Genomic DNA, 13,210 nt, shown 5'->3' on the forward strand with positions numbered 1-13,210 from the left:
TTGCGGCTTATTTATAATACCAAACTCCCCTCCTCCTGTCAACATCTTTTTTCAGAATTTTTTGTTTTTTTTAGAGACCTTGTGTTTATCATATGAGTGCGCTATTTATACGCAAAAACGGACACGGCGGTTTGCCGTGTCCGTTTCCGTACTAAATACATTATTTAATCCGCCGTAAAGCTCTTTACAATTTCGGTTATAATTTCCTTCATTATATCCATATCCCCGCCGTGGGAGGAAACCGTAAATGTATAATGATAGTCCTCCGCAAGGAAAAACACCTGCACTGAATCCATCGCGGAATTCCCTTCCTTCATCCTTCCTTCAAGCAGCGCATTTTCATAGGGGAAGCCGTCCACCGTTCCCGTTTCCGTAATCGTGTTTCCCCGGTCTTCCAATGCCTTTTTGTAAACGGGAAGCGCCTGCGAAAGGGTAACGTCCTGGCCGCTGAGGTTCAGCCGCGTGACGTTGAGGGCATATTCCTTCCCCGGAAGCAGGAAGGATTTTACCGTTTCTTCATCGCTGAGGATTTCCGTTCCCTTCGGATAATAAAACGCATACCCGTCTCCTTCATAGCGCTCGCTGTAGATAAAGGCCCCGGGCGCTTCCTGCGCGGACGGCGGGTCCGACGAACCTGCCGCCTCCGGATTGAACTCCCCGGTCACAGTCGTGCCCTCAGGGTCGGCGCTCTCCCATGCTTCCCCGGCTTCCTGCATGGCGGGCGACGGCGATGCCGTCCGCTCTTCTTCCTGCACGGTGGAAACCGACGCCGTGGCAACCGGCCCGCCCGTTTCTTCCATGCAGCCATAGAATAGGAATGCCGCAAGGACAGCGCATATGATACAGCATAACTTTATTTTCATATAATTGTTTCCTCAAAATATATCCGGCGTTTTTGTCCGGCGAGGCGATCATAGGCATTTGCATTTTTCATATGTATTGTTTATCATAACGTCACCGGGGATATGTGTCAAGCCGCGGGCCGCGCCCGCAACGCCGAGGACATACAAAAGACCGGCCCTGCCGTAAGGACCGGTCTTTGACTATTTTCTGCTTTATGTTACGGATACAGCCCGCGGCTTATTCCTTCTCAAAGGCAGACTTATCTGCGCCGCAAAGGGGGCATACCCAATCGGCCGGGACGTCTTCCCACTTTGTGCCCGGAGCAACGCCGTTGTCCGGATCGCCCGCTTCCGGATCATAAACATAACCGCAAACTGTGCATACATACTTTTCCATTCGCCTAACTCCTTTTGATTTGTAATGTAAACGGCCGCGGCCGTCTTTTATTTTGCTTCCAGATATGCGTTGAGCTTTCCTTCAAGCGCATCCGCATCAATTCCGTGCACCGCGCATGCCTGCTCAAGGTTCTCAAAGTGCGCAGCCGCGCAGCCAAGGCATCCCATGCCCGCTTCCATAAAAATCGGCGCGAGTCCTTCGTCAATCTGCAGGATGTCCATAATGTTCATATCCTTCGAAACTTTCTGTGCCATTTCTCTTACCTCTTTTCCCTCAATCATTTATCCATAACAGGCGGCGTCTGCCGTCTGCAATGTGGTTCATTTCATTGATACCCACCGGGGCGCCCGGGTAAACTGCTTTTTATGCCCCAAACGTAACGATTAATTCCGGCGATCCGTTTTCCTTATAATATTGTACAAAATCCTGCGCGCTCGCAATTCCGTCCGGCAGCATTACGCCGCCCCGCCCGATATCCTCCTCGCCGTGCGCGTCGCTCCCGCCGATTACAAGCAGGTCGTGCCTGGCCGCGAACTCAACCGCAAGCGCGTTGCGGGAAAAATGGCGCGGATGCGTGTTGACCATCTCGATCCCGTCATAGCAAACGGGCTCCACCGGATGGCGCCCATAGCGGTAAGGATGCGCCTGGAACACGAGAAAACCGTTTTCATGCATCCTTTTATAAAATGCCTCGTAGCCGAGTCGGTAAAGGTAGGGTTCGTCTTTCAGGAATTCCTTCGTGACCCCGTAAACAAGGAAATCGTCGCCAAGCCCGCTCTCTTCCTGGATGTTCAGCGCAACCTCCATTGCGGGCAGCACAACCAGGTCCGTTCCTTCCATCGCGCTTTTCGCCGCTTCATAACCGCTCCAGAAATAATCGATGCGCTCCGCCCACGATTTTCCGTGCAAATCCGGCTTCTCCAAAACGATCGGATGGTAGTGGTCGGTGACGATCATATAACGGTACCCCGCATCCGCATAGCCCCGCGCCAGATACTGCGCCGGAATACGCGAACAGGGACTGACCTCGCTGGTATGGCAATGTGTTTCCGCCTGGTAATATTTCACGCCGCTTCCCTTCCTTCCAATCTCTATCATAGTATAAAGAAGCGGCGCGCGCAACGGAAAACTTGCGCTGTTCATGCTTTTTTTCTATAATGGAAAAAACGCCAAAGGAGGCTGGCATGCAAAAGCAGCATTATTTCTATGTATCTGACAGCAACGATCCACACCGTACGCTTGCGGTGGAGGAATATATCCTGACCCATATAAAGCCGGGCGACGTCGTGCTTTATTTGTATACGCACAAGGATTCGGTCATTATCGGTAAAAACCAAAACGCCTGGGGGGAATGCCGGCATGAAAAGCTCGAGCGCGACGGCGGAAAGCTTGCGCGGCGCATTTCCGGCGGCGGCGCGGTGTTTCACGATACGGGGAACCTCAATTTCTCCTTTATCGCGGATAAGGAGCGCTATGACCTCCACCGCCAGTTAAAGGTCATGCTGGACGCGGCCAAGGCGTTCGGAATCGACGCGGAATTTTCCGGGCGGAACGATATCCTGGCGGAAGGCCGGAAGTTTTCGGGTAACGCTTTCTGCGTGCGTAAGAACGGCGCGTTCCACCATGGAACCATCCTCATCAATTCCGATATGGGTAAGCTGGCCGGATACCTTGCCGTTCCCAAGGATAAAATCGAATCCAAGGGAATCTCCTCCGTGCGTTCCCGCGTAGTGAACCTCGCGGAGCTGAACCCGGAGGTTACGCCCGCCAAAATGACGGAAGCCCTGAAAAAAGCGTTTGCCGCCGAATACGGCGAGCCGCAGGAGTATCCGTTCACGCAGGAAGCATGGGACGAAATCGCCGGTCTTGAAAAGCGCAACGCAAGCTGGGAATGGATTTTCGGGGAATCCCCGAAATTTGACATCACCATCAAAACGCGCTTTCCGTGGGGCGGCATGGAGCTGCTTCTGTCCACAAAGGATGGGAAGGTGACGGACGCAAGACTCTACTCCGACGCAATGGACGCGGATTTTATCGCGGGAATCGCCCCCGCGCTCATCGGCTGCGCGTTCCGCAGCGCGGATTTGGCGCAGCGGCTGCGCGCCCTGCCCCAAACGGAGGAACAGCAAAAAATTATTGCGGATATCGCGAAATATATCGAGGGACAGGGATACTGATATGGGAAAAAACCTTTCCCTGCTTCCGCTCAGCGAATTGTGGGAATTATTCCCCATCGTCATACGGGAACACGATCCCCTATGGGAAGAATGGTATGAAAACGAATCCCGCCTGCTTGCAGGACTTTTCCCGGAAGAAACGGTTCGCTTGAGCCACATCGGAAGCACTTCCGTGCGCGGCCTTCCCGCCAAACCAACGGTGGATATATTGCTCGAAATCATCCCCCGCTGCAATTTAAACCGGCTGGGGGCATCCCTTGGGCAAAACGGTTATATTTATTCCGCGCAGCCCGGGAAGCCCGCGCCGCACATGATGTTTATGAAAGGCTACACCGAACAGGGCTTCGTCCCGCCGGTATATCATTTGCATGTGCGCTACCCCGGCGATCCCGACGAACTGTATTTTCGGGATTACCTGCGCATGCATGGGGATATTGCACTGCAATACGGCATGTTGAAAAAACGGCTCGCGCAAAAATACGAACACGACCGCGATGCATATACGGAAGCCAAAACGGAATTTATCCAAAAATACACAAGGGCTGCGCGGCGCGAATTCCCCGGGCGCTACCAGCAATAAAAAAGAGGCTCCGCCTCTTTTTTATTGCTTTTCGTCCTCCAGAAGCTCCTTCAGCATACGCTGCGGCTGGTCCAGAAAACGCTTGGTGATAAAATAATGCTCCGTCTGTTCGTAAGGCGTTTTGACAATGCCGGTTTCATCCAGCACAAAGATATCCGCCTGCGGGTAGGCCATCAGGATGGGCGAATGCGTCGCAATAATAAATTGCGAGTTCCGCCGTACAAGGCCGTGGATCAGGGAAAGCAGCGCAAGCTGCCGCGCGGGCGAAAGCGCCGCTTCCGGCTCGTCGAGGATATAAAGGCCGTTTCCCCAAAACCGGTTCTGCACAAGCGCGATAAAGCTTTCCCCATGCGATTGGGCGTGGAGGGACGCGCCGCCGTACGAATCATATATCCCTTCGTCTTCCTCCTCCATTTCGTCCACGTTGGAAGCGACGTTGTAAAAGCTCTCCGCGCGCAGGAAAAAGCCGTCCTTCGCGAAGGGGATTCCCCGGGCAATACGCAAATATTCGTGCAGCTTTGAATGTGTGTCGCGCGATGAAAAAGTGAAGTTTTTCGAGCCGCCCTCCGCGTTAAAACCGCTCGCCACCGCAATTCCTTCGAGAAGCGTCGATTTGCCGGAACCGTTTTCACCCACAAAGAAGGTCACAGGCTTCGAGAGGGAAAGCGGTTTCAGTTTCCGGATTGCCGGAATCGACGACAGGTAAGACTGCTTCATGTCCTTCCTTTTATCCTCACGCAGTGCGACTTGCCTGATATACATTAATATAAAAGTGCGGCGAACAGGATAATATTACGCACCCATCCGATGACTGCAATCACAAGGAATACGATTCCAAGCACCATGCCCGCCGTCGCCATGCCCGCCGCCGGGGAATGCCTGCCCTTCTTCCCGCTCAGGATCGCGACAATCCCGCAAATAACGCCGACGAGCGGCACCCATATTCCGAGGACGCCGACAAGCCCCATAACAAGGGCCAGGACCGCGCTTCCCTTGGTGTTATGCACAATTACCGGAACCTGCTGCTGCCCGGCCTGCGCCCCCGCCTGCTGCTGCGGGACGGGCTGCCCGGCCTGATACTGCTGCGGCTGGCCGTATGGTTGCTGCCCGTAGGCTTGCTGCTGCCCGTAAACCGGTTGCTGCGGCTGTGCGTTTGCATTGCCGTCAATCATTTGCGGTTGCAGGAGCAGGCCGATCAGTTGGTTTACCGTTCCGTGGAACATTTCCTTGACCGCGAATCCCCATGCGCCTGAAAAATCCATTTCCTTTCCGTACACGCCCGGCAGCCACACCGCGCGCAGCCATGCCTCGAGGTGCACCTGTCCGTTCTTGAACCGCAGTTTGATAAATTGCGGGGCCGCAAGCGCGCCTGTCCCTTTTTTCCAGACATTTTCGCCTTTGAACTCCGTATACTTAAATCCCTCTTTTTGGAAAAAATCCCGCACGATAAAGCCGATGAACCGGTCGGCGTCCGGCCGTGCCACTGTAAAATCCGCGATAAACCTTGCCATAAATTCCTCCTCTAATCGTTAATCGTTGTTTGGCCTTACAATTCTATACATTTTTGCAGCCGCAGGAAATACAGATACTTCTCTTTCACGGGTATCCCCGTGATTTCGTGCAGGGCCCGTGCATAGAGTTCAAGCTGCACCGCATACCCCTGCGCGGTCCCGGCGACCGTCTTTTCCGTAACGCGGTCCGTCTTATAGTCCACCAGCACCCACGCGTCCTCAAGGAACGCAAGGTCGAGTATTCCCTGCACAAGCATCTTTTCATTGCCTTCAAAGCCAATACTTCCCGCTTCAACCTCGAGGTTGAAGGGCTGCTCACGCAGGACCCTTTCCGCATTTTTGATCCGTGCGTAAAGCGGCGTTTCGAGAAAGCCGCCAATCCAATCTTCATGGTCCATGACCGCTTCATATTCCCGCCGCGTGAGCAGTTTCCTTTCCAGCATATCCCGCGCCGCTTCTTCTATGGCACCACCCGAAAATACGGCGCGCTCCATCATGCTGTGCACAAGCGTGCCGAGGCGCGCCCCGGTAATCTCCCCGTCTTCTTCCGGAAGCACCGGCGTCAGGAAATGGCGGATGCTTTTCGCCTGCTTCACCGCGCTCACGGAAACCTTTGCCGGCACCGCGTCGTGCGTTCCGGCGCTCAGGAGCCGCGCCCTGTCCGCAAGGCCGCGCAGCCGCTCGATTTCCCCGTCAAGGTCGGGCAGGCTGCGCTCTTCCGCCTCCGGCGCGCCCCCGTAAACCCGCACCGGGACGATATCGTCCGCGTTCGCCGCCATAATCCAGTCGAGCATGGATTTCGCATCCCCGTAATTGCCCATATCGTGCATGAGCCGCCACCGCTCCCGCGCGCGTTCCATATCGCCCACGCTGCCGGAAAGCACCAGCTTTTCCCGCGCGCGCGTCATTGCCACATAAAGCACCCGCAGCTCCTCCGACAGGTATTCGCGCCGAATCTGCCGCTTGGCAAGCTCCAGTTCCGCGGTTGGGCAGCGCACCAGCTTTTCCTCGTCGATATACTGGGCCACAAGGCCATAATCCGCATGGATCAGCATCCTGTTTTTAAAATCCTGCACGGTGAGCGTGCGTTCGAGGCCCGCGACATAAACGATCGGATATTCAAGCCCCTTGGAACCGTGGATAGTGGTGATATGCACGCAGTCCGAGCTGCCCGTATGAACCGCCGCCTTAAGGTATGCCCCGTCTTTCCTTTTAATCTCCCGCAGCGCGCGCAGCAGGAGGTAAAGGCTGTTTTCCTGGGATGCAAGCTCTGCCGCCATGGCAAGGAACTGTGAAAATACCGCGCGTTTCATCTCCCCGCCCGGCGTGCACGCGAGATAGGTTTCAAAATCGAGCTCCTGCGCCGCACGCGCAAGGAACTCGGGCGTGGAAAGCGAAGCCGCGCAGGTACGCAGGAAGCCAAGCCGCGCATACAAAGAGCGTAATTTTCCGGCAAGAAGGTCGTCCCGCTTCGCATACCGCTCCGCGCTTTTGTAAAACGGGGCGTCCGCCGCGCCGTCCGCAACGCGGATTTGCGCAAACTCCTGCTCGTCCATACCGCCGATAAAGGAACGCATTACGGAAAGGAGGGGCACATCCTGCTGCGGGTTATCCACCAGCCGCAGCACATTGACAAAAAGCTCGATTTCCTTCAAATCCTTTGCCTGTTCTACGTCCACGGCACAGGGAATCCCGCGTTTATCCAATTCGGCTTTCAGGAGGTAGATCAGCTCCCCGCGCGAGCGGAAGAGCACCGCAATATCGCCGTATGCCGCCGGGCGGGGCCGGCCCGTTTGCTTATCCGTGACCGTGCCGGAAAGCTCGCGCTCAATTTCCGAGGCGATCATCTCCGCCTGCAGGGCGTGCCTGCCGCGCTCCGCGCCCTCATCCCGTTCCCCGCACAAAAGGACGCGCGCCCCGCCGCCCTCCGCGCTGCCGCACAGGCGTTCGCCTTCGTCGTAGCACACTTCCCCGAGGCGCTCGCACATCACGCGCTCCATGATTCCGTTCACCGCGTCGATCACGCCTTTTTTGCTGCGGAAATTGTCGTTCATCAGAATCAGCTCGCCGCCTTCGGTCTCCATACGGAATTCCCGCGCTTTTTCGCGGAAAATAAAAGGGTCGGCCAGCCGGAATTTATAAATGCTCTGCTTGATATCCCCCACCATAAACAGATTCCCTCCGCCGGAAACCGCGCGGACGATTTCTTCCTGTACGGGGTTCGTGTCCTGGTATTCGTCCACGAAAATATATTGATAGGCGTCCGCATACAGCGCGCGTACCCCCTCGTCCCCGAGGGCCTTAAGCGCAAAGTGCTCCATGTCCGAATAATCGAGCACGTTCGCGTCCGCCTTGTTTTCCGCGTATCGTTCATGGAACGCCCGCACCAGCCGGATCATCGCGCAGACATCTCGCTGGGTGTGGGCGAGTTCCTCGTGTGCGCGTTCGGCAAAGGGCTCGGCGGCGGCAAAAAGCGCTTCCTTCAGCTTTTTACGCGCTTCGCCATACATTTTCTGGATACGCGCTTTGCGGCTTTCGTGCAGGCCCTTGGTCACATTCGGTATTTTCGCGCCGCCGTACCGCGCAAAAAAAGTCCGCGCCCCCTCCCGAGCGGCGCATTCCTGCATCTCTCCCAGCAGGGCCATGCATTCCATATCCTGCGCAAGCTGTTTTTCTTCCTCTCCGCGCGATACCTCTGCCGCGGCGGCAATCCAGCTTCCTGCGGCGGCGAGGCATTCCGCAATGCTTTCATCGTGCTGTTTTTCCAGCCACGCAATATAGTCCGGATTATTTTTTTCTTCCGACCATTTCGCCCATCCGAACGGGTCGGGCTTGCTCATAAGGTAATCGTAAATGCGGAACACATAATCCGCGAGCGTCCGGTCGTCGCTGCGCCGCGTATACCGCCTGAGGAGCCGCAGGAATTCCGCATCCTCCGCTTCATACAAATCGTCGAACAGCTCGCGCGCCGCCGCGGATTTCATGCGGTTCATCCCGCCCTCGTCCATGATACGCACCCCCGGCGAAAGGCCCAGAAGCGCATAATTTTTACGCACCACCTTGCCGCAGAAGCTGTGGAATGTCGAAATGTCCGCCGCCGCAACAAACTCCGCCTGGTCGTGCAGGCGGCGGTCACCGCTGCGCGTTCCTTCCTCGCGCAGCTCGCGCGCAATACGCTGGCGCATTTCCGCTGCCGCCGCGTTTGTAAACGTCATGACGAGCATGGAGCGCACATCGCCCCCGTTTTCTATGATACGCGCTACGCGTTTCGCAAGGACGCTCGTCTTTCCGCTGCCCGCCGCCGCGGACACAAGCACGTTTTGGGTTTTTGTTTCAACCGCCCTCGCCTGTTTCTCCGTTAAATTCACGTTTCTCTCCAAATAAATCCCTTCAAATCCCATGCGCTTCCGGCATGAATTTTATCCGGCTGTTTCGCTTTCCGTCCCGCCGAGCAGTTCCTCCCGGGTCGTTTTTTCGATGACGCGCGGCTTGTTTCCGCCGTAGGCTTCGTCAAACATGCACACGCCCGCAAATTCGCAATAGTCGCAGCCCATCCTGCCGTCCATTAAATAGGGCCGTATTTGCGTATCGCCCTGCCGCATCCCGCGTACCGCGCGTTCCACCAGTTCCCTGGTAAAGGAAAGGAGCGTGCCGATTTCCTGTGCGGAAAACATCCTCTCTTTGGTGCCCTGCCGCATCCCGCCATCCTTTTTCCGGCTGAGGGCGACCGTCATAACCACGTCTCCTTCGCCGCCGTAAAGCTTTTGCGCGGTATCAAAATCCACCCCGCATACGCCTTCCATATTGAAATCCTCTTCCGGGTTTTTCCCTTCCTCTCCAAATTCGGGAAGGTGTATCCTGAAATAATTCGCGCCCGCGAATTGCGCATCCTCCCCCAGCAGTTCCGCCGCGGCCATGATATAAATCATCAATTGCAGCGACAGCCCCCCCGCGAGTTCGCGCAGCGAAAAATGCGGCTCCCCTGTTTTGTAGTCCACAATTTCAAAGTACAGGGTCCCGTCAAGCTCCGCGGTGTCGATGCGGTCGATCTTGCCCGTAAGCGTAAGGCCGTCCGGAAACTCTTTTTCAAACCAGCACTCGCTCTCGCGAGGCTGCAGGGCCGACTGGCCCGATTGCCTGCGGATGGCCCGCGCCGCCAGGTCAACCTCGCGCTCCACCGCGCGAAGCACGTTTTCATTGTGTTTGTTGAGCGTATATTTGCTTTGTTCCTCCCGTGCCTGCCGCGCGCTGCACGAAAGGTATTCGTCAAACCGTCCGTCCGGGACGTCCGCCCAGCGTTCGCCCGTTTCCCGGAACCGGTTTGTCAGCGTCTCGAGTATTTTATGCGCATAATTTCCCACGTCGAGCGGGTCGATGGTATATTCCCGCGGCGGGCGCACCTTAAGTCCATAGCCGATAAAATGCTTGTACGGGCATTCGTAATATTGTTCGAGCCTGCTTGCGCTTCCCTTCATTTCACGGTACAGCTCCCCCGCCGTTTCCGGTTTCAGCTGCCGGGCGGCATTCGCGCTCCGCGCCCCCCACAGGATCGCGCGCTGCTTCCGCGGAAATTCTTCGTCCTGCAATACGGCGGCCGCAACCTCCCCGGCGCATGTAAGTCCCTGTCCGCTTCCAAAGGAACGCAGGGCCTGCGCTGTTTTGAGGTATGCGTTTTGCTTGAGCATCAGCGCAATGCCGCCCGCTTCATTTTGCCGGATTCCGCCGAAGAGCTCGTGCAGCTTATCGAGCAGCGGCGAGGGTTTCTCCCTTCCGTCGTCCACAAAACTCAAATAGAGTTTTTCGCCCGGCTTGGTAAACGTTTTTAAAATTGCCAACTTTTGTTTTTCCACATTGTCCGTAAATTGAAGGCCCGCAAGCTGCGAGAGCAGCAGCTCCCGCTCGTAATCCGCAAGAATATCGGAGCTCTGTTCGTAATTGGGAAGAATGCCGTCGTTTGCACCCAGCACAAACACCGCCTTTACGTCTCCAAGGCGGATATAGGAAATTTCGCCCACGGCAACCTCGTCCGCCCCCGGGGGAATCACGCCCACCTTCTGCGCCCGCAGGCCGGTTTTCAGCAGCCCTGCAAGCTGCGTTTTTTTCATCGGCATATCCCCGAGTATTTCCCGCGCCTGCCCTAAAATGCGCATCGTTTTTTCCGCCACCTGTGCGTTCCACTCCGCGCTTTCCATCAGGCCCGCCTTCTGCGCGCGGTCAATCTGCCGGTTCAGTTTTTTTACCGCGTCAAGCGCATCCATATAATCCGCCGCGCAATTCAAAAGCTGTCCGGCCGTTCCGGCCGTCCTGGCGGCCTCCCGCATCCGCAGGATCGGTTCCATAAGCTTTTCCCGCGCCTGCTCCGCGCCCGCATCCCGGAAGGGGAAGGTAAATGCGAACCCGTCGCGCACGTTTGAAAACGCATAGTTCTCCATCGCGCAGATTTCCTTTTCCGTCAGGTTGCACAGCCCCGTTTTCGCGTGGGCGACCAGCGTATCTTTTTTCAGTTTGCCCTGCATAAGCTCCAGCGTGGAAAGCAGGAAGGCGCTGAACGCGCACTGGTCAAGCGTCCGCTTTTCCCCCGCAAAGCAGGGAACGCCCGCCTGCCGGAACACCCGTGTGACCGTTGGCACATACCGCTGTCCGCTGCCGCACACCACCGCCATATCGCGGTAGGCATATCCGCGGTTGCGGTTCAGCCATACCACCTGCGCGCATACCGCGCGCACTTCCTCTTCCACATCCGCGGCGTGCGTGACGCTCACATCCTTCGCATAACCGGCTTGTTTTGCCGGATAGGCGTACAGGTTTTTTTCGATGTGCAGTATATCCGGCGAAATCCTCCGGTCCTCCGTGACAATTTCCGTCTCAAGGCCAAGCCGCATTGCATCCGCAAGGAATTTGTTCCGGTTTTCATTACAAATTTCATACATCGCGGCGTCCGGCGCTCCGGCAGGCGCATAATAGAAGGACATCACCGTATCCCTTGCCGTATGCATCAGCGCCTTCATAAACCGCACCGTCTGCGCGTTATAGATGTCAAAGCCATGAATCACCAGGTGCGACCGCCTGATAAAATCCGCCTCCGGAATATGGTCGATCACAAGGTTGATCTTGTCCTCCGTATCAAAGAGCCCTTCCGCCGCTTCGTTAAAGCGCCCGTACAGATGGGCGATATCCTTCAGCTTCTCGCGCATGGCGGCATGCTCCGTTTCTACCCCGAGAAGCATTTCCGGCGTCACATCCAATGTTTTCAGCTCGGAAATGAGGTCAGCAAGCTGCACGGGGAGGTCGCTTTTGCCCGCGCAGCGCGCAAGCGCCGAGAGCTCCGGCGTTTCCTTGTCTAAAATAGCGCGCAAAAGCATGCTTTTCCCGGCCGTATCGATGCTTTGCACCGTCCTGCCGTATGTGCTTTCCAGCACGCGGTCGGCCACGCGGGCCGGGCTTTGCACGCATATGCCCATCAGGCCCTTCGCGTGAAGCGCTTGCATCAGCTGTTTTTCCGTAATATATGTGGATTGCGGCGGAACCACGACAAGGACCTCCGCAAGCGGGTCTTTTTCCGCAATCTGTTTGATTTTCCCGATAACCCGTTCGTCCCGCTGTGACGCGGTGCGCCCGAGCACAAAGGTAACGCCCATAAAAAACGCTCCTGTTTCTTGTTTTGTTTCTATTATAACATGAAGATTGGCCGGATTTTGTGAAATTGCGGGGGGATTTTTACTTTTACATAAGATTTACAGCCGTCGGGACGTCTCCCGGCGCAAACAAAAAAGGCTATCGTCTTTTTAAAAGACCATAGCCTTGATATTTCGTAAGGGTTTTAACCTCTTACCAGATAGTTCAGTAAAAGATTTAAATCCTCGGGCTCGGATACGATCAGGTCCAGTTCGTCGATCTGCGCATCCTTGAACATCTGCGTCAGTGCGATATACTGGCACAGCGTCGATTTCAGGTTCAGCCTGTCACCTTCCGACGTAACCAGTTCCACCTTGCCCTTGCAGTCTTTGAGAAGTTCAAAGAATTTCTGCGGTTCGCTAATGTTTTTAATCTTCACTCCGTTTGTCCTCCTGACACATTTTATTTGTGGGTTCCGGGGAGTTTTTGGAGCTCACCCTATGTGCTAATCTTAACACACAGCCCTACCTAATGTCAATATAACCACATTGGCACGGCGCTAAACATTTTCATGAAGATAACGGCTACAAAAAGAAGTGGAAAAGTATGAGCAGGGCCACAATAGCGCTCCCGAACACCGCGACCAGCACCTTGATCACCCTGAGCTCGGAACGGTTCTTTTTTTGTCCCGCTTTTCCCTTTTTTTCGAGCTTTTCAAAGAAGGAAGCCTGCGTCTCTCCCTCCTTGCCCACATAGTCCGCCTGCCTGCGTTCAATGGCGTCGAGCCGCCTGTTCGTTTCCTCCGAATATAGGTCGATCCGTTTTTTCAGGTCCCCCGTCTTTTCAAGCACGGCATACCGAATCTGCACCTGTTCCCGCTGCATGGCTTCCATGACGGTAATCATTCCGTTGACAAGGCGCGCGGAATTCTCCACCAGTCCGCGCATCTTGCTTTCCGCTTCCGCCATATCCCCGCTTTGCCTGCGGAGTTCCTCAACCAGCGCCGGGAGTTCTTCCAGTTTATTCATTTGCTGTGCGAGCTTTTCCAGTTCCGGCTCGTAACCCTGTTCCATCTCTTCCATCAGCGG

General features: G+C 55.7%; 12 protein-coding genes. 2 read left to right on the plus strand and 10 right to left on the minus strand.

Annotated features, from left to right (window positions below):
- Positions 1–164: 164 nt before the first annotated feature.
- From BBD38_RS06445 to BBD38_RS06460, 4 genes are all read right to left on the minus strand, one after another.
- The gene (locus BBD38_RS06445) at positions 165–863 is read right to left on the minus strand and encodes a hypothetical protein (protein ID WP_066685976.1); all 699 of its coding nucleotides are present in this window, start codon (positions 861–863) and stop codon (positions 165–167) included.
- 217 nt (positions 864–1,080) lie between these two features.
- Entirely contained in the window at positions 1,081–1,239 is a 159-nt protein-coding gene (gene rd, locus BBD38_RS06450; RefSeq protein WP_066523108.1) for a rubredoxin, read from the minus strand.
- Positions 1,240–1,286: 47 nt separating this feature from the next.
- Complete coding sequence (locus BBD38_RS06455) at positions 1,287–1,493, minus strand: DUF1858 domain-containing protein (protein WP_066685978.1); 207 nt, start codon at positions 1,491–1,493, stop codon at positions 1,287–1,289.
- Positions 1,494–1,602: 109 nt separating this feature from the next.
- Positions 1,603–2,337 (minus strand): PHP domain-containing protein, encoded by a 735-nt coding sequence (locus BBD38_RS06460; RefSeq protein ID WP_172807779.1) that lies wholly within the window; start codon positions 2,335–2,337, stop codon positions 1,603–1,605.
- A gap of 86 nt (positions 2,338–2,423) precedes the next feature.
- Between BBD38_RS06460 and BBD38_RS06465 the strand changes: the two genes are divergently transcribed.
- Both BBD38_RS06465 and BBD38_RS06470 read left to right on the plus strand, forming a co-directional pair.
- Entirely contained in the window at positions 2,424–3,416 is a 993-nt protein-coding gene (locus BBD38_RS06465) for a lipoate--protein ligase (RefSeq protein ID WP_066685982.1), read from the plus strand.
- 1 nt (position 3,417) lies between these two features.
- The gene (locus BBD38_RS06470; protein ID WP_066685984.1) at positions 3,418–3,996 is read left to right on the plus strand and encodes a GrpB family protein; all 579 of its coding nucleotides are present in this window, start codon (positions 3,418–3,420) and stop codon (positions 3,994–3,996) included.
- Between the two features lie 21 nt (positions 3,997–4,017).
- On the opposite strand, the gene BBD38_RS06475 is transcribed toward BBD38_RS06470, so the two are convergent.
- The 6 genes from BBD38_RS06475 to BBD38_RS06500 form a co-directional block, all read right to left on the minus strand.
- Entirely contained in the window at positions 4,018–4,758 is a 741-nt protein-coding gene (locus tag BBD38_RS06475; RefSeq protein ID WP_066685987.1) for an AAA family ATPase, read from the minus strand.
- Positions 4,758–5,507: a DUF4190 domain-containing protein gene (locus BBD38_RS06480; protein ID WP_066685989.1), complete on the minus strand. Its 750-nt coding sequence runs from the start codon at positions 5,505–5,507 to the stop codon at positions 4,758–4,760. The genes BBD38_RS06475 and BBD38_RS06480 overlap by 1 nt, the downstream gene beginning before the upstream one ends.
- A gap of 35 nt (positions 5,508–5,542) precedes the next feature.
- Positions 5,543–8,875: a UvrD-helicase domain-containing protein gene (locus BBD38_RS06485; protein WP_172807780.1), complete on the minus strand. Its 3,333-nt coding sequence runs from the start codon at positions 8,873–8,875 to the stop codon at positions 5,543–5,545.
- 51 nt (positions 8,876–8,926) lie between these two features.
- Entirely contained in the window at positions 8,927–12,145 is a 3,219-nt protein-coding gene (locus BBD38_RS06490) for a PD-(D/E)XK nuclease family protein (RefSeq protein ID WP_066685994.1), read from the minus strand.
- Positions 12,146–12,327: 182 nt separating this feature from the next.
- A complete protein-coding gene (locus tag BBD38_RS06495) occupies positions 12,328–12,561 on the minus strand; it encodes a hypothetical protein (protein WP_046442406.1) in 234 nt (77 codons plus the stop codon).
- Between the two features lie 145 nt (positions 12,562–12,706).
- Positions 12,707–13,204 carry a hypothetical protein gene (locus BBD38_RS06500; RefSeq protein WP_066685996.1) on the minus strand — a complete coding sequence of 166 codons (498 nt, stop codon included), beginning with the start codon at positions 13,202–13,204 and terminating at the stop codon, positions 12,707–12,709.
- Between the last annotated feature and the right edge of the window lie 6 nt (positions 13,205–13,210).

Source organism: Christensenella intestinihominis (assembly GCF_001678845.1).
In the GTDB taxonomy this organism is placed as follows: domain Bacteria; phylum Bacillota; class Clostridia; order Christensenellales; family Christensenellaceae; genus Christensenella; species Christensenella intestinihominis.